Source organism: Arthrobacter sp. lap29 (assembly GCF_032458965.1).
Lineage (GTDB): Bacteria > Actinomycetota > Actinomycetes > Actinomycetales > Micrococcaceae > Specibacter > Specibacter psychrochitiniphilus.
Window position 1 is genome coordinate 1 of the sequence record NZ_JAUCEK010000013.1, and the last position, 22,536, is coordinate 22,536.

Annotated in this window: 23 protein-coding genes; 11 read left to right on the plus strand and 12 right to left on the minus strand. The window is 55.7% G+C overall.

Annotation, left to right across the window (positions count from 1 at the left end; translation table 11 throughout):
* On the minus strand, positions 1–296 hold a 296-nt coding region (locus tag RY113_RS17105), incomplete at its 3' end, for a hypothetical protein (RefSeq protein WP_315915596.1).
* A gap of 616 nt (positions 297–912) precedes the next feature.
* Here RY113_RS17105 and RY113_RS17110 point away from each other — a divergent pair.
* From RY113_RS17110 to RY113_RS17125, 4 genes are all read left to right on the plus strand, one after another.
* Positions 913–4,467 (plus strand): SIR2 family protein, encoded by a 3,555-nt coding sequence (locus tag RY113_RS17110; protein ID WP_315915597.1) that lies wholly within the window; start codon positions 913–915, stop codon positions 4,465–4,467.
* A 92-nt stretch (positions 4,468–4,559) separates the two neighbouring features.
* Positions 4,560–4,994: a prevent-host-death protein gene (locus tag RY113_RS17115; protein ID WP_315915598.1), complete on the plus strand. Its 435-nt coding sequence runs from the start codon at positions 4,560–4,562 to the stop codon at positions 4,992–4,994.
* Between the two features lie 598 nt (positions 4,995–5,592).
* Complete coding sequence (locus RY113_RS17120; protein WP_315915599.1) at positions 5,593–7,320, plus strand: hypothetical protein; 1,728 nt, start codon at positions 5,593–5,595, stop codon at positions 7,318–7,320.
* Between the two features lie 278 nt (positions 7,321–7,598).
* On the plus strand, positions 7,599–9,923 hold the full coding sequence (locus RY113_RS17125; protein WP_315915600.1) for a restriction endonuclease: 2,325 nt from the start codon (positions 7,599–7,601) through the stop codon (positions 9,921–9,923).
* Positions 9,924–10,280: 357 nt separating this feature from the next.
* Here the strand turns inward: RY113_RS17125 and RY113_RS17130 are convergent, their stop codons facing one another.
* From RY113_RS17130 to RY113_RS17155, 6 genes are all read right to left on the minus strand, one after another.
* Complete coding sequence (locus RY113_RS17130) at positions 10,281–10,856, minus strand: Fic family protein (protein ID WP_315915602.1); 576 nt, start codon at positions 10,854–10,856, stop codon at positions 10,281–10,283.
* 28 nt (positions 10,857–10,884) lie between these two features.
* Entirely contained in the window at positions 10,885–11,058 is a 174-nt protein-coding gene (locus RY113_RS17135) for a hypothetical protein (protein WP_315915603.1), read from the minus strand.
* A gap of 692 nt (positions 11,059–11,750) precedes the next feature.
* Positions 11,751–12,206, minus strand: a complete 456-nt coding sequence (locus RY113_RS17140) for a universal stress protein (RefSeq protein ID WP_315915604.1) — start codon at positions 12,204–12,206, stop codon at positions 11,751–11,753.
* On the minus strand, positions 12,203–12,535 hold the full coding sequence (locus RY113_RS17145; protein ID WP_315915605.1) for a hypothetical protein: 333 nt from the start codon (positions 12,533–12,535) through the stop codon (positions 12,203–12,205). The genes RY113_RS17140 and RY113_RS17145 overlap by 4 nt, the downstream gene beginning before the upstream one ends.
* Entirely contained in the window at positions 12,501–12,800 is a 300-nt protein-coding gene (locus RY113_RS17150) for a hypothetical protein (protein ID WP_315915606.1), read from the minus strand. Before RY113_RS17150 ends, RY113_RS17145 begins: the two co-directional genes overlap by 35 nt.
* On the minus strand, positions 12,800–13,102 hold the full coding sequence (locus RY113_RS17155; RefSeq protein ID WP_315915608.1) for a hypothetical protein: 303 nt from the start codon (positions 13,100–13,102) through the stop codon (positions 12,800–12,802). The genes RY113_RS17150 and RY113_RS17155 overlap by 1 nt, the downstream gene beginning before the upstream one ends.
* 205 nt (positions 13,103–13,307) lie before the next feature.
* Here RY113_RS17155 and RY113_RS17160 point away from each other — a divergent pair, with 205 nt between their 5' ends.
* From RY113_RS17160 to RY113_RS17175, 4 genes are all read left to right on the plus strand, one after another.
* On the plus strand, positions 13,308–13,814 hold the full coding sequence (locus RY113_RS17160; RefSeq protein ID WP_315915610.1) for a universal stress protein: 507 nt from the start codon (positions 13,308–13,310) through the stop codon (positions 13,812–13,814).
* A 230-nt stretch (positions 13,815–14,044) separates the two neighbouring features.
* Positions 14,045–14,188 carry a hypothetical protein gene (locus tag RY113_RS17165; RefSeq protein WP_315915612.1) on the plus strand — a complete coding sequence of 48 codons (144 nt, stop codon included), beginning with the start codon at positions 14,045–14,047 and terminating at the stop codon, positions 14,186–14,188.
* Between the two features lie 31 nt (positions 14,189–14,219).
* Entirely contained in the window at positions 14,220–14,744 is a 525-nt protein-coding gene (locus tag RY113_RS17170; protein WP_315915613.1) for a hypothetical protein, read from the plus strand.
* Positions 14,745–14,812: 68 nt separating this feature from the next.
* Positions 14,813–15,232 (plus strand): universal stress protein, encoded by a 420-nt coding sequence (locus tag RY113_RS17175; RefSeq protein WP_315915614.1) that lies wholly within the window; start codon positions 14,813–14,815, stop codon positions 15,230–15,232.
* On the opposite strand, the gene RY113_RS17180 is transcribed toward RY113_RS17175, so the two are convergent.
* Positions 15,207–16,277, minus strand: a complete 1,071-nt coding sequence (locus tag RY113_RS17180) for a zinc-dependent alcohol dehydrogenase family protein (protein WP_315915616.1) — start codon at positions 16,275–16,277, stop codon at positions 15,207–15,209. The genes RY113_RS17175 and RY113_RS17180 overlap by 26 nt on opposite strands.
* Before the next feature lie 39 nt (positions 16,278–16,316).
* Positions 16,317–16,742 carry a pyridoxamine 5'-phosphate oxidase family protein gene (locus RY113_RS17185; protein WP_315915618.1) on the minus strand — a complete coding sequence of 142 codons (426 nt, stop codon included), beginning with the start codon at positions 16,740–16,742 and terminating at the stop codon, positions 16,317–16,319.
* 175 nt (positions 16,743–16,917) lie between these two features.
* Here RY113_RS17185 and RY113_RS17190 point away from each other — a divergent pair, with 175 nt between their 5' ends.
* Positions 16,918–18,639, plus strand: a complete 1,722-nt coding sequence (locus tag RY113_RS17190; RefSeq protein WP_315915619.1) for a GAF domain-containing protein — start codon at positions 16,918–16,920, stop codon at positions 18,637–18,639.
* On the opposite strand, the gene RY113_RS17195 is transcribed toward RY113_RS17190, so the two are convergent.
* The 3 genes from RY113_RS17195 to RY113_RS17205 form a co-directional block, all read right to left on the minus strand.
* On the minus strand, positions 18,633–19,331 hold the full coding sequence (locus RY113_RS17195) for a response regulator transcription factor (RefSeq protein ID WP_315915621.1): 699 nt from the start codon (positions 19,329–19,331) through the stop codon (positions 18,633–18,635). The two genes, RY113_RS17190 and RY113_RS17195, sit on opposite strands and share 7 nt — an antisense overlap.
* A 264-nt stretch (positions 19,332–19,595) precedes the next feature.
* Positions 19,596–20,237 (minus strand): NAD(P)-binding domain-containing protein, encoded by a 642-nt coding sequence (locus RY113_RS17200; protein WP_315915622.1) that lies wholly within the window; start codon positions 20,235–20,237, stop codon positions 19,596–19,598.
* Between the two features lie 58 nt (positions 20,238–20,295).
* Positions 20,296–20,766: a pyridoxamine 5'-phosphate oxidase family protein gene (locus RY113_RS17205; RefSeq protein WP_315915623.1), complete on the minus strand. Its 471-nt coding sequence runs from the start codon at positions 20,764–20,766 to the stop codon at positions 20,296–20,298.
* An 828-nt stretch (positions 20,767–21,594) separates the two neighbouring features.
* Here RY113_RS17205 and RY113_RS17210 point away from each other — a divergent pair.
* Complete coding sequence (locus RY113_RS17210; protein WP_245932166.1) at positions 21,595–22,089, plus strand: MarR family winged helix-turn-helix transcriptional regulator; 495 nt, start codon at positions 21,595–21,597, stop codon at positions 22,087–22,089.
* The gene (locus RY113_RS17215) at positions 22,086–22,508 is read left to right on the plus strand and encodes an organic hydroperoxide resistance protein (RefSeq protein ID WP_110106187.1); all 423 of its coding nucleotides are present in this window, start codon (positions 22,086–22,088) and stop codon (positions 22,506–22,508) included. Before RY113_RS17210 ends, RY113_RS17215 begins: the two co-directional genes overlap by 4 nt.
* Positions 22,509–22,536: the final 28 nt, after the last annotated feature.

The following is a 22,536-nucleotide window of genomic DNA, read 5'->3' on the forward strand; positions in this document are numbered from 1 at the left end:
CACAGCTTGCACCGAGTCAGAACTGGCAGCGAAGAATTGGACAGAGCGGTGATCTCGTCGACCGGCTCGAATCCGTTCCGCTCATATAGTGCTGCCAACTCCGCGGCAGTGATGGGCCCGGTGTTGGTTGAAGTTTGCTCGACCCAGAGTCGCCAATGGCAAAGGCGGCAAGCGGGCTCGTCGCGGGTGTGGAGTTCCAGGAGGTAGTTCAGTAGATAGTCGCACTCGGCACCACAGTCTAGGCACCGTGTTCGCCAGCGCTCCTTGATCCCGGGAAACGGGACGACTGATTTCATGCCAATCTCTCCAAGGATTACTTCGAGGCATTCGAGGCACCATGCTGGCTTCGTTGTGGTCCGAAAAGCTGCAGTATTCCCGCATGTGCCAGACCAGCAAGGTTTCATTCCGGGTGCCATAGGCCCTCCATTGTTCATTCGCGCGGACCCAAAGGCAGCCCGTGTAATCAAGATGTCAATGCTAGCCGCTGCAACAGTGGATTCGAGCCTTGTCATTCACGTTGCGTATGGAGTCAGGTAGGCCAGATTGGACTGCCCCGAGAGTCAACGAATCCCGGGGCAGCGCCGAGTCGGAGGAATGCGACCCGGTGGAAGCGTCCTCGCCGTATAAGTGCCCTTGTCGCGTCTAGGCTTTCGCCTCCCAATTGGCGATTATCTCGGAATGGCGGGCCGCACTGACAGGACCCGGATGCTCGGCGACAACCAGAACAGGGTCAGTGGCATCCGAAAAGTAAGTCCCTAGAATGTCTTGGCGTCGCCTTCAAGGTTGCACTCTCTTCGACGGGCTTAGGCGCCACCGAACGATAAGATCATTTTGTGGCCGTGCTAAAGATATTGGACACGCGCTTAGTAGTCTCAGAGAAACATTTGCTGCTGGAATTTGGGGGATAACGACGTGTGGATCACCGGTGGCGTGAATTTGCCGCAAGCCGTTCTTGACGCGCAGGCTGCAGGGCGACTGGTGCTGTTCGTTGGCGCGGGCGCTTCAGTCGATCGTCCGTCCGGGCTGCCGCTCTTCGACAAGCTAGCAAGTCAATTGGCGGAAATGGCGCTAGTGCCGTTCGACAAGGATGTTGCGATCGACTTCTTTCTGGGATCAATGCCGGAGGGTTTTGACACTCATCGGCATGCGCGCGATATCGTCACCCGCGCCGGCTCAGCCCCCAATGCAACGCACGCGGCACTTGTCCGTGTCGCTTCTTCCCATGGGCAGTTGAGGATCGTAACGACGAATTTCGATGACCATCTATCGACGGCGGCAACTGCCGATGGCATCACCGTATCTGATACTTGGGTTGGACCGGCACTTCCACTCGGAGGAGACTTCACGGGAATTGTCCACCTTCACGGGTCCGTGCTTCGCGAACCTCCAGAGCTTGTTCTTGATGACCGTGACTTCGGGAGGGCATACCTCACCGATGCGTGGGCGACCCGCTTTCTATTACCCATGTTTCAAGGGTTTACCGTGTTGTTTGTCGGCTACAGCCATGATGATCCGATCATGCGCTACCTCGCACTTGGCCTCCCATCGGGAACGCCACGCTATGCCTTCACAATAGACAACGAAGCAAAAAACAGTAAATGGGTTCGGCTCGGGATACAAACGATCGGCTACCCCGTCAAAGACCATGATCACAGCGCACTCGTGGCGGCTCTGGAAGCGTGGGATCTCCGCGCCCGCATGGGACAGACTGACCACCATGCTCGAATCGTCGAACTAGTTGAAGGCGGGCCGACACTGACTCCGGTGGACCACGACTATCTCGTCAGCCAGCTGGACACTGCAAGCGGTGCTCGCGAATTCGTCCGGGCTGTAAATGCCGCTGAATCGGCCCAGCAAGTCGCATGGCTCCTTTGGATAGAGGACTTACCCGAATTCAAAGTGATCTTCAATGGACAAGACGGAAATGCCACGGCTAACGTCCTTGGAAGCTGGTTCTGCCAGAGTTTCATAGCTGTACCTGAACTTCATGGTGCTGCATTGCAGACAGTGCAACGATTGGGGCAGTCGCTCGGTAAAGAACTCTTTCGTGACGCCTGTTGGGCTGCCGACGAACTATTCAAAGCGGATGGTGACGCTGGCAGACGATGGAAAGTGCTGCTTGCAACCTCAATCCCTGGCCACTCCGCACCGGTCACTTCGGAATCCCTTCTTCCTTACGAACCAGCCGGGCGCCTAGAAGACTCGACGGTACTACGTGCCATTCTCAGACCCTATCTCGTGCTCAAACGGCGATGGAATTTTGGAGGCTCCGAGGAACTGACACCGTTCCCGGATGCAGAGGTGTACTGGACCACAGACGAAGGAAGTCTGACCGCGCACGTCTTGAAAGCCGTCGAAGCATCGGTGTCCGGGGATTTGATGCTCGGAATGCTGCTGGAAAGCTCTCTCCATGAGGCCTATGAACTGCTTGACGCCTACCACGGTCAACGAACCTGGGATCCTTTGAACTCAGGGCGTTCGGCTATCGAACCACACGAGCAGGACGAGAATCGTGACCCAGTAGATGCAATTATCGATGCTCTGCGGGAGTACGGTGCCAAGAATACGCTTGCACTAGCTGACCTGCCTGAACGATGGTGGTCACTGGATCGAATTCTCTACAAACGACTCGCCTTACACCTGGTAGCACTAGACACTTCCCGGTCGCCCGACGAAAAGATCTTGTGGTTGCTGGAGCGAGCGGCACTCTATGAGTATGACCTCAAACACGAAGTTTACGGCGTCCTTAAAATGGCGGCAGAAACAGCCACTAGCGATGCTCGTGACAGCTTACTGAAGGCGGCGCAGGCTGGACCGACCCTCCCTGAAGCCCTTCCAAATTTCGATCGACAATTTGCCTACTCGACTTACAACTTACTTGTGTGGTTGACCCAAGTAGCACCAGAGTGGGCAGAAGCTATCGTGGCGAAAGAAGAGGTGCAGTCCGCCAATACTGACTTTGCCCCCCGGGCCAACCCTGACTTCGATATGTGGTCGTCAAGCGGAACATGGGGAGGAAAGCTGCCAATGGAACCCGAAGCGTTAATTGCATCTATTGAAGACGACCTTACGGCTGCTATGGACGACCTGCTTTCCATGGATTACTCGGAACGGAATTTCGGTGAACCTGAATGGAGGGACGCTCTTTCCCTTGTGAATCAAGTTGTTGAGTCCCGTCCAGAACTTGGTGAAAATATCTGGTCGTTCATTGATGGGCGGTTGGAACTTGGGGCACAGGCAAACGATCTTCGTGGAGCTGTCATCGAAGGCTGGGCAAAAGCTCCATTGGATGGGATTGGAGACTCCATAGTTGCCAGAGTTGCGACACAGATACCAAGTATTGAATCGGCGCGGTCAATCAGCAGCTTCCTTTTGGAGCAGGGGCGCAAGCGAATCGACAGTGTTGAAGTTCCAGCTATTGTCGCAATGCGGCGCATGGCTCTCGATCTCTGGACGGCTCATGGACAGTCGTTCACTCACTATGCTGAATTGGACCCCAATTCGTCCGCAGCACTCTATCTAAATTGTTGGCCAGGGGATCTCGCCCAATACTGGTTGGTCGAAGTAGATCGGCGGTGGCGAAAGGATCGTGACGGCTGGTCCGGTCTTAGCCTAGAAGAACACGAAGCACTGAATCAGCTACTCGACGGGCCGCCACTCGCACTCCACGCGACGCAACCTGCATTGGCCAGCCAATTGTTCTTCTTATTTGGGGCGGACCCGACCTTTGCGACCGAACGTGTGATCCCACTATTTGGCGAAGAAGAAACAGCGGCGCTGGTATGGAGCTCCTACTTATACGTACCTCGATACAATGACAAGATGCTTGAGGCTGGCATGTTAGACGCCACGATCGGGGAGTGGAAGCGACTAAGCGAATTGAGCGGTGGTACACACCAGAATCAATTTTTCTCCCTAGTCACTTCAATCATCTCTTTTGCCGGCATTACCCCGGAGTCGAGGCAAAAGATGCTCGACGAAAGTGTGCTTGCCGCTGGTGGTAAGTTTGAAGCGAAGTTTGCCCAGGCTGTTGTACGTTTCATCCGCGCGGACGCAAAAGTCGGAGCCAAATTATGGAACACGTGGCTTCACGAACACCTGACTGCGCGCATGAACGGAGTGCCACGAACCCTAGCCAGCGAGGTCCTTATTTGTTGGTCGGAGATTGTTCCTTACCTCGGTGATGGTATTCCAGAGGCAACTGAGCTGCTTGCCAGTAGGGGCATCGGCCTTGGTTTGCGGCCTGTCCAGCGGGACATTCCAGAAAGCGCGCTATCCGCTCACGGCGAGACTCTGGCATTGCACTATGCAGAACGAATACGTAGTTCGGCACCGAGTCACTACGTTGTCACTCACCAAGTGAAGAAACTGATAGATTCTCTGCGGAGCAGCCTTGGCGATGCCGGAGTGGAAGTCCTCATTCAAGCGGCAACTGAGAGAGGAATCATCAGCAATAGGGGTGAGTGAGGGGCCGACCAAGATTTGGTTGACGCCTGGTCAGAGCAATGGAGCCTCCGCGTTACTTGAGTTCAGAACACGTTCTGAATTGGAGCTAGTGCATGAGCACACTAACCCCACCCAGAACGACTTTTCAGTCATCTGAGCTGAGTCGTGCATCTGCTGATGTGTTTGCGGCTGCTGCGGATCATCCTGTTCGGGTCACCCGGCGCGACAGCGAAGCGCTTGTGCTGATGTCTGAGAGTGCAGACCAGGCCCGTGCCTCGCTGTTGGAGCTTGCTGCTCAGCTTGTCGCGGTGTCGACGAGCTCGGATGGAAGTCTTGCGTCTCGAATGAGTGACCGCTTCCCGTGGATGCTTGCCCTGAGACCAGTTGACCAGGAAGCCTGCGCGAACGATATATTGACAGCGGCTCGTGCCTCCTTTGCAACGAACCAGCCTCACTTGGCCATTGCGGAACTCACGTCGTGGCGTGAAACTGCGACTGCCATCGCGGCGGGTCTTGGCCAGGAGCCTGTGGAATGGCTCGATGACTAAGAAGCGGTCGAGCGTCCTTAGGGCAGGGCAAGAAGCGCATAGGTTGAGCGGCCGACAAAGAAGAGCGAATACAAGCTTCGCTTCGCATCTGTGCAGGCGAAGCGTGGCTGGACCGCACTGAAAGCTACGGCCAGGAACTCCTTGGCCGTTGCGTGGGACTTTCTGACCAGAACACCTCAGTCCACTACCCCCACCAACTACCGCCTACGCGGTGAACTGGGTGGTGTGACCCGAGATGGTTCTAGTCATGAGCGATGGCAGCACAAAACAAACCAACACTCAAAGGTGACGCGCGGGTCTGCTCCAATAGCCACAGGCATCGTTAACATCCGTCCCTGAGTACCAGTTCGCCAGGTCGAGTACTCAACGAAACCGGGGGCAGACATATTCGATGTTTAGCACAACATAAATGACAGGGGTGCCAATTGCGAATATGCTCCAAATCATGCCTATACACGCATCTCACTTCGGACCATTCCTCTCCCTCGGGCTCGTTGCAGCTAATTCGAGCAGGCGGAGCGTAGACAGGCTACTCAAAGAGATTCAATCTGAAGTGTTTTCTAAGCGTCCGAGTTCCGAGCAAGGTAAGCCGGGCAGTGTGAAAAAAATCGAGAAGTTCACTGAAGGTTCAATCGAAGGGCAGGGTTTTGTGTATCGAGTACAGGAAACCCCTTCATGGTGGCGAGGCCCATCGGATAGTACTCCAAACGGCAAACGTTATGAGTCTCCAATTCTCAGTGACGTCCATCATTTAGTGCTGTTGCTGAAACTGAAAGAAGTGTTCGCGGTTTACACATCTCACCCCTCCGATTGGAGGAGAATCAAGCGAGGAATTGATGATGGGCGCGTGTCAAAGATAAAGCTTGTGCCCGCTGAACTGCTAAACGGTGCGTTCACCCACAATGATTGGGCAATGGGTGCCGTCTGGATGAAGGGATTGCACAACTCTGTAGAAACGAAGGCCGATAGCAAGCAGTTGACTGGCCTCAATGTGCGATCGGCCATCGATCCCTTCGGGGACCAGACATACCATTTTTCGTCGGGGCGCTCGAAGGTTCCATCTGGAAATGACCATGAGACACTGGGCCTTTCTCCGGGAAAACACCGGATTTGGTTGGGCCAGTCGGCCGATTTTGCAGATTTTTGTGAAAGGGCATCCTGGGCAATGGGGCTACTTTCTGGCGCGACTGAACTGGCGACACCTATCGAGCAACTTGCGCAGCCTCTAAGTTCTCTTGACAAACTTGGGATCCCGGACGAAGTCAGCTGGGCACCGCAGGGTGATCGCGATTCATGGCCCCCAGAAACGGTGGAAGCTGTTGACCTGCTTGACGAGATGAGCATAGAACTTGTCACTACGAATTCGAACATCGAGAAGGTTGAAGGAGGCAGGAGGCTCGACGTCGTCATAAAGATAATTGATCAGGGGGCTTCCGTTGCCGACGTTACGCTGGAAATTCAATATTCTGGCACTTCGAGCCCGGTCGCAATGACTGTGAAGCGATCCATTTCTGCAGATGATCCTTCAATTTGGGAAGTCGCTGTCGAGACCATCTTCTTGGCCGAAGGGTGGGGAAAGCTCCGTTATGGCAATGGCTGCGTGGTCTCAGGAGACAGAGCGTACCTGCCGCATTATTCAGCAAAGCCATTCACGGCCTGGACTTGGGTCGATTCCTTTTCTCTTGACGGCATCGATGTGACGAAAGAAAAGCCAACAATTGGTGGCGGGACAGATAAGCGAAAAGTGGATCTTGATCGCATAGGCAAAACCGGCGACGATTCCTTGTTTGCTTGGATACACAAACATTGGGGGCGTGAGCGTGAGGGGATATTGCTTTGCGACGATGGTAGTGGCGAGATCGCCGACTTTTTGCACCTAGCGAAGTGTGACCAGGACGGGGAGAGTGTGCTTACTCTAATCCATGCAAAAGCGAGTAAGAGCGCAGATGCCGGGCGAGGCCTATCGGTTAGCGAGTACGAGGTTGTTGTGGCTCAGGCCGTCAAAAACCTTGCCTACGCGTCCACTGAAACGATAGTTGAGAAGCTTCGCAATCTCTCCAAAAACGCCAGAGTGTGGGTCAACGGGAATAGGCAAGACGGAGCATCATATTTTGCTGATCAGCTTAAAGATAGGGGGCATAAGGTGCGTCTTCGAATCGTCGTGCTTCAGCCTCACACCCTCAAGATTCGATACGAAATCGATCCCAAAGCGGCGACCGCTTCGTTGAAAGCTCGTCACGCTCAACTCAGCACGCTTCTCTTGGAAGCCGAGGCGGCTTGTCGGAGTATCGGTGCAACCTTTAATGTCTACGCCTCTAAGAATTGAGCGCAGGCTGGAGCAGTGACCCATTGTCAGCGGCCATGAGAACCTGCCCATAGGCGGCCACGAAAGGGTCTACGGCCTGCTCGTGCCACAATGGCCCGCGCGATTTTGACGACGTAGTGGTCGGCCGCTCCGCAATGACCGGGTGTGGGTAAAAGAATTCGTTCTGACGCGTCCTGGAATCACGTCGCTCAAAAAGCGACGGCATGATTCGTGGGATGGCTCACAAAGCCTATGGACTTGTAAATGGGATCAACAATGCTCGCATATACACTTGGTCCATGGGAGATTATGATTTTCGGGCGTTATCACCGATCGACTTCGAAGTTTTTGTTCGTGATTTGCTTAATGCGGACAAGGGGCTAAAGCTTGTAACTTTTGCCGTCGGTCCTGATGGCGGCATCGATCTCCGGGACTCTGAATCCGTTGATCTTCCTGTCATAGTTCAGTGCAAACACATGCCAAGCGCAACCAAAAGAACACTTGTAGCTTCAGCAAAGGGTGAGGCTATGAAGTTGGCGGGCGTCAAGATGCACAGCTACATTTTCATAGTTTCGGCGCCTCTGACACCTGATGCCGAAGACGAAATTAGAGAAGAACTGGTGACCCTGAAAACCAGCAATGTTGAAGTCTGGCATAAAGGAAAGATCAATGAAGCATTGCAGAGATTTAAGCAAGTTGAGCAAACACATTTCAAGCTATGGCTCTCAAGCTCGACAGCGCTCGTACGCATAGTTAACAGCGCTGAATGGCTCCGCAGTGAGGAGCTCGTTCAGCGAATAATCGATAGAGCGAAACTTTTTGTTGCAACACCGTCCTACTCCCTTGCACGTGAAATCTTGGCAAATCAAAACGTACTCATCATCACGGGGCCACCGGGCGTCGGAAAGAGCACGCTCGCCGAGATGCTGTTGTTGGATCATTGGGAACAAGGCTGGCGGATCGCGAATATTGACTCTGATGTCAAGGAAGGGTGGAAGCAGATCAGAGAGGGGGAACAGCCAACGATCCTGTTCTACGATGACTTCCTTGGGCAAGCGAGCAGTGCTGAACTGAACAAGAACGAGGCCGGCAGCCTCACGGCGCTTCTTGAGAAGATCCATCGCGGCAAAGGCAAATATAGAATAATCCTTACCAGCCGGGAACAAGTTTTTGGCGAAGTGATTCATGGCCTCGATGACCGGCTAAGACGGCTAGGAACGATCGAAGGCAAGCTGACAATTGACCTTGCGCAAATTAGCCGCCTCAACAAAGCTGAAATCTTATTCAACCACCTATATTTTGGTTTCGAAAATGACTCAATTCGGCGTATGCTCGCATCGGATGTTCGATATCTCCAAGTTGTAGATCATATTGCTTTCAATCCCCGAATTCTCGAAACTGTTGCAATTGTCAATACTCACATTGATGTCGATAGTTTTTATGTACGCCTTTTTGAATCTTTAGAAAATCCAGAAGAAATATGGTCCGTGAGTTTTAGGCAATTGCCATCACTTGCTGTGGATATACTTCTACGGCTTGCAAGCGAGCCGGAACGCCTAACACTCGATGAGCTTAGATTCCATATAAATATTAATGAAGAACGCGAGTGGATGCCCACTCTACGCATCTTAGATGGGACTTGGATTACGCTGAACCCAAGAACTGGCCCAGTAACTTCCGTTGCACTATTCGATCCAAGTCGCCGCGACTATCTCCTTAGTCAATTTGAAGAAGAGCATTTCTTGAAGCGGCTACTAGAGAACCTGGTGAAGTGTAGTCAGTTAGCATACCTTCTTCGCTTGGCGGGCTACTTGCAGAACACAGTATCCGGCGAGCACTTCAAGAATCGACCAGTGTTGGGTGGGAACCTTGCGGGAGAGTTGCATAGTCTTGATTACTTGATAGTTAAGGTCGCTGGGCGGAATCTCGAACTTGCTTCCGAGAGTGAACGTAAGCGGAGCTCCGCTAAGTTGCTACGGGAGGCAGGGATCGGCACCCGAACAGTAAGTTGGCAAGGTGAGAAACTTTCGGAGCGGTTGGACACTCTGCTGTCACTGGCTGCACTAGCGTTCGGGACTCCAATGGCCCAGCCGCTAGCAGAGAATCTTCTTTGTGAAAACGTCAAGGAATTTCTAGAGATGTGCCATTCTCGCGTCTATCCTGACTCGACTTCCCTATTTCGCCTTGGCGCTTGGCTGGCAGAGGACATTCGACCCTCGTGGGCTCACGATTCTGCGGCGGAAATACTCATGCTCGCGTTCGAGCATGCGGAACAGTCCAGTGACCTCTTGGAATACGGAGAGGTTTCGCAGGCTTATCGAGAAGGGGAATTTATTGTAGTTGGTGAAAAACTTTTGGTTGAAGCCATCGAGCGTGAAGTGGATGCAATTCGTCAACAGTCTCCTGATTTTGAGTTGATGGAGTCTATATTGAGTGAGCTCGAGCATGTCATTGATGAACTTGGAGTAGATTATTCTCTCGATTCAATTTTGAATGAAATTGATGAATTGAAATCCACATATAGGGAATCGTCAGGCTATTCTGGTCAATCTTATCGTCGAACGACTACTGTTGCTGATGCCTCGGACGCAGATTTATCTAGTTTATTTTCTAAGCTAATCTAAATAAAATTATATAAACTACCTTGTTGTGCAATTTCAATGCTCTAGAATAATATTGGTAAGATCTAGATCGGTGGATCTTGATTCTGTTCGGATAGTACTTCATTGCGGCCAAAATGCACTCCACTGTATTTGCTACTCGATGATAGGTACTTCGGATTCTCGGTCTTGGATGGAGTGCTTTGCCGAGAATCGTCGTGACGGGGGGCGTTCCCGTCGTGAACACTTGTCCTTTAGATCTGGTCAGGACTACGCCAAACCTGGCCGTACTGCCATAGAAATCCTTGAGTCCGCAGTGTTTTCCAATGTTGGAAGTTGGTTCGTCACCGTGGTCAATGCGGCTGCCCGAATCAGGTTCATCTACGGGGAGGAAGGATCCACGCAGCCAGTGAACATGCTATCCAGTGGTTTGTAATCCTGGAATTCACGGGCGATCCTGCTGGCTTCGTTGAGTTGGTCCCCGTGAACTTTGCTCCAGTCGATGAACCAACCGGCATCGGCCGCTACTCGGTTCCAAAATTCCCGCTGTGTCCTGCCGTTGCCCTCACGAAACGGGTGGATGTGGTTGAAGCCGTCGTAGTAGTAGGAAAGTTTAGCCACGAAGTCCACGTGACCCAAGCCCTGCATCGAGGCATCGTCGTGGAGTTCTCGAGCTGTATTTGCGGCCGCTCGCTCTATTAGATGTACTGGGCAGAATGGTTCATTGCCGGGGCGGGCTAAGTCAGTTGTGCGGATTTGCCCAGCCCAAGGATAGATATCTCCAAATAGATGTCGATGGATTGCCTGGAACTCCAATAGATCTCTGGTAGGTTCTATGCTGACACTGTCGCGCAACTGGATAAGACGGGCAGCTACAAGATCGGCCTCGATAGCTGCCAATTCGGTGTTGGTCTTAGCTCCTACGAGGTTTCTGAGGATGCCAGATATCGGATCCATATAGGGATCCGGAGCTGAACTGTCGAATTCAGTCGAGTCCAAAACGTGCACGTGCTTTTCTTACCAATTCATCAGATGTCACTTTGCCGGCCACGTACTCTTGGGAATCCGCGCGGTAGTCGGCACTGACCTCAAGCCCCTCAAGACTCATACTATGGGCGGCCTCGTTGACCCAATTGGCTCGCTGCTCGTTCATCGTCATGCTGGTCCTTTCCAACTTCGGCACACTATCCATCTAGGGCCCCTTCGGTTCCCTGAGTCCAGAACAGAGGGATAACTAAGCATTGGACTCTTGAATCAATTCTACGTGCATTGGCCCTGAATGGTCGTTCAAACGGGGTGTTTTGCATATATGTCCGCCTGACCTGAGGCTGAGGGCAACCAATGTCGTCGTATGCACCGGATCTCGTTCCTGACATCCCACGCATGCACGGTTCCGTCACTCTGGTGTGCCGCCATCACGGTCGGGACATTCGACACGAGGTTCGATGGCAGTCATTTCACGCTCATTTCTTATCTCCGAAATACCGTACTGAGACTCCATGCCTTGGCGAATCCAAATCGGGGAAGTGTTCACAGCTCCTCTCACATGGGTGTGTTGACAGTGTCAACACGTTTCCTGCCGGACTGGTCCGGACTGCGTCGTACTGGGCCGTATTGGCGAGGTGGTTTGCGAGTTCCCTGTGTTTACGCGGGTTTAAATCACTTTCAAGTCCCACCTCGGGCACATTTCATACAAAGAATGACCTCCTGGAGACAGGGGGTCATTCTTGTTTCCGCCTGGTGCTGTCCGCGTAGCTCCGCTGGTGAATGGGAGATGGGGGGGGGGCAGTGCCCTCGCTGGGGCCGGTATTTCCTTGCCAGCATCATTGTGTCGCAGATATGTCCCCCAGTTCATGCATGGTCCTGTCCTGGCTTTGGGGCGTGGACAATGAGCACGGGACAGTGGGCGTGGGAAACGCAGGCGGAACTGACCGAACCCATCAGCAGGCCGGTGAATCCGCCAAATCCACGCCGGCCCAGAACCAGCAGTGAAGCCTCCTTACTGGCCTCGATCAGGCTCTGTCGGGGAGGCCCCATTTTCAGTCCGGTAGTCAGGTTTTCGGGCCAGTCCATGCCAAATGCGGCCTCGATCGCAGTGTCCAGAATCCCCTGTGCCGCCCCCTTGAAGTCGAAGGTGCCCACAGAGTAGGGGAGTTGGTAAGAAGTGGGAATTGTCCAGCACAGCAGAGCGTGGACGGGTGTGCCCAGTCTGGTGGACAGTCTGACAGCTTCCTGCAGTGCCGCAATGGAGGGTTGGGATCCATCGACCCCCACCACGATGGCTGTAGGGATCAGTTTGCCGTTCATGATGCATTCCCTTTGCTCTTTGGAGGCGTCCAGACCCAGTCGCGAATCTCCGGTAGATCCTTCCGATGCTCCCGAATACAACTTCCGTGCTTCTTGAACATCCATTGGCAATGGCCCGCCTGTTCCTGTGCCTCGTCAAAGTGCAGGCCCACCCGGTCCACGGCCTCCAACGCAAGGTTGTATGGGCTCATCAGGTTCAGGTGGCCGTGCAGGAGTTGATGGAAGGCGCGGCCGTAGCCGTGCAATGCCACTATCACCTCACCGTCTGGCGTGAATAGACATTCAAAGTCGGCGTCAGGTATACCGCGCGGATGCTCTTGCTTGTCCACGACCACCAGGTTCAGGCTGGGAACGGGGGTTCCGCCAAGGAAGTTCACGGGCGTGCTCCAGCCATTTTTCTTGTTGGATGGTCATGGAAGCACTCACCCTGGCAGACGTCTCGTAGGTGGCAAGAAGCCCGGGGTGGACCAGGACAGGATCGTTGCCGGAGACAACCGCCGGGGCCTGCCAGGCGCCCTCCAAGGGAGCCGCCTCCGCTTCGCCGTCCCCCACAACACAGGCCACGACGGCGGGACCGCCATGGCCGGGGCCCATTACGAAGGGCATCCTGGCCCGGTATTGCGAATCAGCCGGTTGAGGTGGACGCAAATCAATAAAATCCCCGGGCTCGTATCCCAGTGCCCGAGCAAGCGATGTTTGATGTCCTCTGCCGCCAATGGTAGGCGCAGCACGGCATTGTCCTGAAGATAGATTTGCGCCGCAGTCAGGTAGCTGGCGGCATTCCAGTACCGGCGCAAGAGGGAGAATTCTGCGGGCAATCCGGCTTCACTGGACCCTCGTTGGGTTTGGTGGTTGATTCCATCAAGGTCGCTGTTCAAGGCAGGCTCCGTGTTCATTTCGCTGATTGTGTGCCGGGTCGACCGTCGTTCCGACGCAGGCAAACAATGTCCGTTACTCTCAGCGTGGCACGCACGGATTCATACCGTTAGGGCCCTTAGACTCTGTCAGGGCACGTCAGTGGCCGTGAAAGATGGAGGGAAGGCGCAGCTAGGCTGAACTGCTCGAAGCGCACACGAAAACTAACGAAAGATGGTTCGAGTCATGGAAGACCAGACAACCCGTGGGGGATCACACATTGTGGTTGGTGTCGATGGCTCACCCGAGTCTGGGCTGGCCCTGCGATGGGCACAAACGCTGGCGGGCACACTTGGGGCAACCATCACCGCCGTCACAGCCTGGCACTTTGATACCTCTTTTGGCCCCTATACGCCGTCTGAATGGAATCCCGAGTCAGACGCCCAGCAGGTTCTGGCGGACGCCCTGGCACAAGCGTTTGGGGATCAGTTCCCTCCAGGATTGAAGGCACAGGCAATCCGGGGCCGTCCGGCACAAGTTCTCATCGATGAGGCAAAGTCCGCCAAGATGCTCATTGTCGGCTCCCGTGGGCGTGGGGGATTCGCCAGCTTGTTGCTGGGCTCTGTCAGTTCGGCGTGTGCTGAACACGCAAGTTGCCCGGTGTTGGTGGTTCATGGAGCGGAAGATGCTGCGGAGGTGGTGACTGTGGGCGAAATCCATGAGGACGTCGATGAGCCTAGCCGTATCAGCTGAGCCGGCAGACCTCACACAGATTTCAATTGCCGGCACAGCCCGACTGAGCGGTGAGCAAGATCTTCGTGAACTACAGTCCGCGGAAAGTGGCTTGAGTGGAGGGTTGAGCTAACGTAAGTTTCGCTGTCCGTGAGTTCGCGTCAGCGCTTACGCGGCGACAACCCCTCCGGTTTGTCGATCACGGTCCGCCCGTGTCATTCCACGAGTGGACGGCTCTCTAAGGAAACGCCATGGCCATCCTCGTTGGTAGCATTCTGGCCATCGTCATACTGCTCTTGATCGTGGCAGTGCTTGCCCTCCATGTAGTCAATCAGCATGAAATCGGCCTATTTTTCGCCTGGGCCGCGTTACAAACGTCAAAAGGCCCGGCCTAGCCCTGACTATCCCCGTGATCGAAAGGATGCCGTGAAATTACTGATTGTCATTGAAAACGTGTACTCCGTGATCGACCAAATTGCCCAGACCACCTTGCGGAAAGTCGTTGGGCAACACACCCTAGATGAGACGCTGGCTGCGCTTAAGGACATTCAGCTCCCTGACAGCATGAAACGTGCCATGGCACGCCAAACGGAAGCAGAGACGGAAAGGCGGGCAGAAATCATTGCCGCCAAAGGCGAATCATTGGCCGGCGGCGCGCTCGTCGACGCCTCGGACACCATGATGGCAGACCCGCTGGCGCTCCAGCTCAGGAACCCCCAGACGCTGGTTGAGTTGGGCGTGGACAAGAACACCACTGTTGTATTCCCCGCCCCGCTGATGAGCGCCATCAGCGAACTGGGTGCTTTCATGGCCCGCGAGACCGCATTGGCGAAAGCTGTGAAGACACCTGGCGTTGCCGCGACGGGAATGCCCCGCGGCCTCGTTGACCCGCTTGCTGCCGTCCTCGAGAACCAGGCCAGGCAGACTCCTACGGACTTTAGGACTCTTTGATTTATGCGCGCCGGGCGGAGCGGCTCCACCTTGGCCTGCTTCTGGTTCATGTGATCCCTGAGGATCTGGTGTCACATGGGAATCCCGAGTACCGAAGTGTTCACGACGCCATTGCCGGCCTCCTGGAGAGTGAGGCAGGCAGGGCTCGGGAACTTGCGCCAGCCGTGCATGTGCAGACCAGGCTGGTCAGTGGTGAGACGGTTCCTGTGCTGGTCGAGTTGTCAGCCAGTGCCACCATGGTGGTGGTCGGAACGGACCGGATGGCCACGCGGGACGATATGGAGGGGCGTATGATCCTGGAGTCAGCCGTCTCCTGCCTGCGAGCCCGCCAGATACATCTGAGCGTTTCCGACCGCTTCGACTCTGCGATACTCGTGGTGGGAAGCCGCGGCCTGGGAGCGGTGCAGCACGCGATCATGGGCTCAGTGACACAGGTTCTGCTTTTGCACGTTCCCTGCCCCCCTATCCTGACCCGACCAGCCGGGTGAGGATGACTTTGAGGGCCTTGGTTTCCGCCGCCCGGGAGAACGTGTCGTACGCTTCAAGGAACTGGTCAAAGGTGAAGTGGTGAGTTGCCAGTTTGCTGGCCGGGATCTTGTCCTGGGCCACGAGTTTGAGCAGCATCGGGGTGGTGCTGGCGTTGACCAGGCCCATGCTGATGGTGATATTTCTGATCCACAGCTCCGCCATGTTCAGGGTGACCGCCTGCCCGTGGACGCCGACGTTGGCCACGTGGCCGCCGGGCCGGACCAGATCCAGGGCCATGGTGAGGGTTTGCGGGGTGCCAACGGCTTCAATGGAGACGTCGACGCCGGCACCGTCGGTTAGGGCGAGTACCTGGGCTTTCCAGCCCGGGGAGCCGGAAACTACTGTGTTAGTGGCCCCGAAATCGAGCGCCTGATCAAGGCGGTTTTCATCCAAGTCGATGGCTATGATCGTCGCTGCTCCGTAGAGTCCGGCCGTGGCAATCGCGGCCAGGCCTACGGGGCCGGCCCCGATGACGGCGACGACGTCCCCCGGGGCGACGTGCCCGGCCTTGACACCAATTTCAAAGCCCGTCGGGAGTATGTCCGAAAGCATGACACCTTGATCGTCGCTGACATTCTCTGGCAATTTGTACAGCGAGTTGTCCGCATACGGGACCCTGACATACTCTGCCTGGGTCCCGTCAATGAGGTGGCCGAAGATCCAGCCAATGCCGGACTCACCTTCATCTCCAAGGCAGTGGGAGTACAGGCCGATTCTGCAGTTGGTGCAATGCCCACATGACTTGATGCACGAGATGATGACGCGGTCGCCGACGGTAAAGTTGCTGACCGTCTGGCCCAGTTCGATAACCGTCCCGACCCCCTCATGGCCAAGAATGCGCCCATTGTGCACGGCAGGAACGTCCCCCTTGAGGATATGCAGGTCAGTGCCGCAAATGGTGGTTGTATCGACGCGCACAATGGCGTCGGACGGATGAAGTATTGCCGGATTAGGGACATCGGTCCAACTGATCTGTCCTGGACCGTCGTAGACGAGCGCTTTCATTGTTTGTCCTTGCGTTGGGGGTGGTATTCGGACACGTGACTACTCAAAGGTTGAGCGTCGTGTATCGGCCAGTGGTGTAGTCCAAATGTCGGCCCTGGGGACGGGAAACCGCCGCCCATTGAGCGTCACTGTGTTGATGCGCACCACGTGTTCCTTGTTGCCGCCCTGCCACGGTTGAAGGGGCGGGACTGTGGGTTCGGCGAGCCCGGAGTCGTGGTGGAGCTCTTGGCCGATGCCGCACAGGACCACGCTCCAGGCTTGCTCTGTTGTCGCCTCGTAGCCATCAATTTCAAAGGCCACCTGGGAGTTGGAAGTTACGGCAGGGAATTTGGCTCCTTCGGCGGTGCGAAAAATGACCGAGACGTTGTTCACCGCGTAGTTGACCGGAAAGATTTCAGCGTGAGCTTCAATGACAACGGCCGGGGAATCGGGGGTAGTCACTGCCGGATTTGATTTCATCGTCATGGAACCGACTCTAAGGGTCTGGTGCCGGGGGCTGTAGGGCACAAAGCCCCCAACGGCGTGAGCTGGGTGGCCATACTTGAGAGCCGAACTTCGGCCAACCAGCGTAGTCTGTCGATAGTGGCCCAAATGAGGTGGGCCAGTGCCCGAATACCGATGGCCGATCGAAGGTGGGTCTATGGAAGAATTTAACGTGGATTCGGCTGAGCCATTGCTGCCGACTGCAACAGGCACAAGGATTGAGGATCTGCTCAGGGAATTTGTTGATCGAGCGGGCGAACTGCTCTCAACGCAGGAACGAATGAGGGGCTTGTTAGCGGCTGTCGTTTCAGTGGCCGAAGACCTCAGCCTTGATGCAGTTTTAGAGAGGGTGGTGAAATCGGCCTGCACGCTCTTGAACGCCCGCTATGCCGCGCTGGGAGTCATCGGTGAAGACCAGTCATTGAGCCACTTCATTACCGTTGGTATTGATGAGGATATGATTCGCAAGATTGGTCCCTTGCCCACTGGGCACGGAGTCCTGGGCCTGTTAACCAGTGACCCGCGCCCGTTACGCCTGCATGATTTGAATGCTCACCCGGCCTCCGTTGGCTTCCCTGACAACCATCCGCCCATGGTGACTTTTTTGGGTGTCCCCGTACGTGTCCGGGGGAAGGTCTTTGGCAACCTGTACTTGACTGAGAAGGCAGGCGCCGAAGACTTTACGGTCGAGGATGAGGAATTGGCTGTAGCCTTGGCGGCCGCGGCCGGGGTTGCCATTGAAAATGCCCGTTTGTTTGAGGATGCCAGGCGCCGTTCTCGTTGGCTGGAAGCGTGTATGTACGTCACGGGCCGAATGATGGATGACGAACGGAACATCACCGAGAGTAGTCTGGACATGATCGCGGAGTCCGCTATGGCGGAATCGGACTCCGCCCTGACCATGATTGTGGTATCTGCGGAGAATGGACCTGAGCTTTATGTCGCAGCGGCCGTCGGGGAACGTGCACCGCTGCTGGTCGGGCGCACGTTGGCGTTGGACTCCCCGGCAATCGCAGAAGTGTTGCGGTCAGGTGTCCCGACGGAGTTTGAAGATGCCACTGATCTGCTTGGCGAAGCGGACGGGACTGGCTTTGGGCCAATAATGGTCATAGCGTTGGGCCCGCAGGGAACAAATCAGGGTCTTTTGATCTTCGCGCGGAGCCAGGGTTCAGCCAGCTATTCCCGGATCGAAATGGAAATGAGCGCCGTGTTTGGATCCCATGTTGCGTTGGCCTTGGAACTGGCCCGGACGCACAGGTTGCGTGAACAGCTCATGGTTTTCACCGACCGGGACCGCATCGCCAGAGACTTGCACGACGTCGTCATTCAGAGGCTTTTTGCCGCTGGGCTCAGCGTCCAGAGTCTGCAGCGGTTCATCACGGACAAGACGGCCTCGAAGAGGATCAGGGCCGTCACAACCGAGCTTGATGAGACCATTCGTGACCTGCGCAACACTATTTATTCACTGAGGGTCAGTGCCGGTGAAACGGAGCTGCTCAGCGATTTGATCCTGCGGGCCGTTCGCAATGCTGCCAGGCCGCTGGCCTTCGCGCCGCGGTTGAATCTGGCTGGCCCCATCGACTCTGCGATTTCCGAGGAGACGGCCAAACACCTTTTGGCAGTCTTGTCCGAAGGATTGAGCAACGCGGTGCGCCATTCCGATGCCGGCGCCATCGAAGTTTCCGTTGATGTTGTGGGGGAGACGGTGACCATCACTATTGACGACGACGGCGTGGGGTTGGGAGTCCCGGGTCAACGAAGCGGGCTTTCCAACATGGAACAACGGGCCAAAATACTCAACGGGACATTTGAGATTGGTAGTACAAACGGAAGGGGAACCCGCCTGAGGTGGTGCGTACCGGTGGCAGGTCCTCAATGATGTTCTGGAGTGCTCTTCCACCGCGTGTCGGTAATGAATACCGCCGCCTGGGTGCGTCGTTCAAATCCCAGCTTGGCCAGCAGCGATGAGACGTAGTTCTTGATCGTCTTTTCGGCGAGAAACATTTCGCGGCCAATATCCCGGTTGGTTAAGCCATGCCCAATGAACTGCAGGACGCGGGCTTCCTGCGGGGTCAAGGCCGAGATTCGTGGATCCATGCGTTCTGGTTCGGCCAGTCCCTGGATCACTTTCGCCATCACCTCGGGGCTAAAGAGTGATTCGCCTTTGGCGGTCCGGTGAAGGGAGGTGAGTAAGTCTGTGCCGTCAATTTCCTTCAACACGTAGCCAGCTGCGCCGGCAAGAACAGCGCCACGCAGCGCCTGTTCGTCGTCGTAACTGGTGAGAATAAGGCATCGCAGCGTTGGATCAACGGACCGTACGTCACGGCAGACTTCTATGCCCGTACCATCGGGCAGGCGGGCATCCAACACGGAAACGTCCGGATGCAATGCCGGAATGTGACGGGTGGCCTCCTGAGCCGAACCGGTAGAACCAATGACCCTGAAACCCTCGCCCTCCAGGAGTTCCTTCAATCCCCGCCGGACGAGTTCATGGTCGTCGAGAATGAAGACCGTTATGGGAGCTGCAGGCTCGCGCGAGGTCAGTCGATCAGGATCAATTGGCCGATCCATGGTCCTCATTCTCCGTTCGTGATGATGGTTCCCACTGAGGGTTCTCTTGAGGCGTTGAAGTAGTCTTCCTTCGTTTGTATCAGTATTGCCAGTCTTTCTTACCCACCAAGGTCCAACAAGGGTACAAAGTCATAGGGGATCAGCCCGAGTTCTGTGTGTCCAGATCCGCCAGTTCCTGACCTTCCTGGCAGGCCAGCAACCTGCCCTTACCTCATCGATCCCTGCTAGGGCTGCGATATGTGCCGCCGAGGCAGTTCGGAACTTTTAGGGAAGGAGGTTCAAGGACGTGTCCCAGTTGAAGTTCTCATGGGCGGGGCTGACTTGCAGGCCCATGACCAACAGCATCATGGCCTCCAGGTCGCGCGCCCGGCGAAGCGGCCCAACATCGATGGGCCGCAACCCCGACGCGGCAACAACGGAGCTGACCTTGAGCTTGGCCTGTTCCGAGTCACCAGCAATGAAGACATCCAGTGGCACTCTGGCCACCGATCCCAACTCCAGCGGCTTCGCGAAACAGGTGTTGAATGCCTTGACCACGAACGCATCGGCAGTGGTGTGAAGAGCGATTTCTTCGGCGGCTGAGGTTCCCACGGGGGTCACTAGGCTGTCGAAGGTGGCCAAGTCAACGGGGTTGCAAATATCCACCACTACACGTCCTGCCAGGGCATCACCGTAGAAGATCACCGATTTCTTGGCCTCAGCAAACGGTACAGCGAGGAAAACGATGCCGCCTTCGACGACGGCGCCTTCCCCGCCACCCTGAGCCCCGGCTCCGAGAAACTCGACGAGCTCGCGGGTCTTTTCCCCGTTGCGTCCCAGAATCTGCACGGAGTGCCTGGCACTGATCATCCGTACAGCGATGGACCTGGCCATATTGCCGCTACCAATGATGGTTATTTGTTCCATGGCTTTGCTGTCTTTCAGAGGGAGATGCGTGTGTAGGTGAATCTTGATGTGGTGGTTCTCATTCGGCTGAGGCGTGGGTGGCATTCGCTTGGGGGGTCCACCACTGCGCTGGATCGATCACCTTGAATTTACGGCCTGTGACTAAAGTTGGAACAATGCGGACAAAGGCATTCTTGTGCCCGGAGTGCCAGGGAAAGAGCATAAGAGAGTAGCTATCCAACACATCCTGGGTCGAACTGATGAGCGCGGCACTGCCTTTCACAACAACACTCCACGCAACGCCGCTGGCGGGGTCGACGCCGTCGGCCTCAAGGGCTACAGGCGTATCACGCTGGGCTGCGGCAAGCTTTGTTCCTTCGCCGGTGCGAAAGACAATGGTGCCATGGTCAACGGTGAAGTTGATGGGAAAAATATCTGGGTGGTCAGTGACCCAGACGGCCAGACGCCCCACGGATACTCCGCGAAGTAGGGCCCAGCACTCATGAACGGGTAGTTCCTCCGTGCGGGCGGCAGCTGGTTTGTTCATCATGGAATCGAGCCTAAACGGACGGCGCCGGTGGCACTAGAGTCTAAAGACCCGCAGCGGTGGCGATGCTCAAATTGCACTGCGGAAACGTGGAGTGGAAAGGTTTATGGTCCTCCCTGGACATCGGTATGCGGGCTGCGCTTTGTTCTAGGCCAAAGTCCTGAGCGGAACAAGCGGCTGCCCGATGTGCGGCGGAACGTCCAAGCCGGCAACCAGTCGGTTACCGATTTGTTCAGCCCGGGCCGTCAGCGGAGCCAACTGCTCTGAATGCAAGTGGACTTCGACACCGTTGTCCAGACCGTCAATCAAAGGTCGTATCTTATCGGGGAGCTCGGCACCCAGACCGAGCGCCGCCTAGACCCCATTTAGCACCTACCGGAGCATGCTGGCTGGGTGGTGTCCTCGGACGGGTTAGTTACTGCTGGCCCACCGGGGACCCGCAAACGGTCAAAGCGCTGGCAGCTCGGACAAACAAGCCGCATGACCACGATCTTCACGCATAAGTCGAGAGTCGAGCGCCCCCAGGTCAAACTGCGGACGATCCAGGCTCAGGACGCACCCGTGCTTCACCGGCCGCTTCAGGACTCCGAAGCGGCGATTTCTACTGTGTCAGTGCACTCCGGGAGCCAGAGAAGATTGCCGTGGTCTATTGATGAGCCCCGCTGCAGCAGTCTCGTTCTGGCGGTGATTGATAAGGCTAGGAACGCAATGACTGGAACGAGTTGAACTGGACTTTAGGCAAGGGCGGACCTTCTGCTAAATGACCCGCCCCGATTTTAGCTTGTGCACAAGTAACTTGTGCACAAGCTTTTAACGTGCAAGACTGTAGATATGAGTGAGAGTGAAGAATCAATGGAGCCAAGTTCTGAACCTCTGGACCGCATGGTGTGCTTCGCACTGTACGCAGCAGCGCGAGCCACCAACCGCCGCTACATTGCCCTTTTAGCGCCTTGGGGCCTGACCTACCCGCAGTACTTGGTCTTAGTCCTGCTGTGGACGCGCCGTTCATTGTCCGTCAAGGAAGTTGCCGAGCATCTCATGCTTGACTCCGGCACCGCATCTCCACTGATTAAAAGACTCGAAGCCCGCGGCCTTCTCAGGCGCGAGCGGTCAGCTGCGGATGAACGCGCTGTCATTGTGTCCTTGACTGACTCTGGACTCGGCCTGAGGGAAGAGCTGGCCCATATTCCAGGCTGTATTGCCCAGTCCATTCACCTGACTCAGGCTGACGGACAAGCTGCACTTTCACTACTTCATGATCTGACTCAACGCCTCTCCAGCGCACTCGCCCTTGGAGAGAACCCCACTGAAAGGTCCACGCAATGAACCCCCTCTACACAGCTGAAGCCCTCTCCACCGGCGCAGGCCGAAATGGTCGCGTCAGGACAACTTCCGGAACGGTGGAACTGGACTTGGCTCTCCCTAAGGAAATGGGCGGATCTGGAAAGGGCGCAAACCCTGAAGAGCTGTTCGCTGCCGGATATGCGGCATGTTTCCACTCGGCCCTGCAGATGGTGGCACGCACCCAGAAAGTTGCTATCTCAGACACCTCCGTAGGGAGCCGCGTGAAGCTTCTTCCCAATGGCGAGGGCGGCTTTGTTCTCGCCGTCGAGCTGGAGGTTGTAATCCCCGAGATTGACCGGGACAGCGCCCAAGCGTTGGTGGATGCCGCCCACCAAGTATGCCCCTACTCCAATGCGACCCGGGGCAACATCGAGGTCACCGTTACCGTCGTTGACGACTAATCCTTCAACACTTCAACGCTGCACTTCA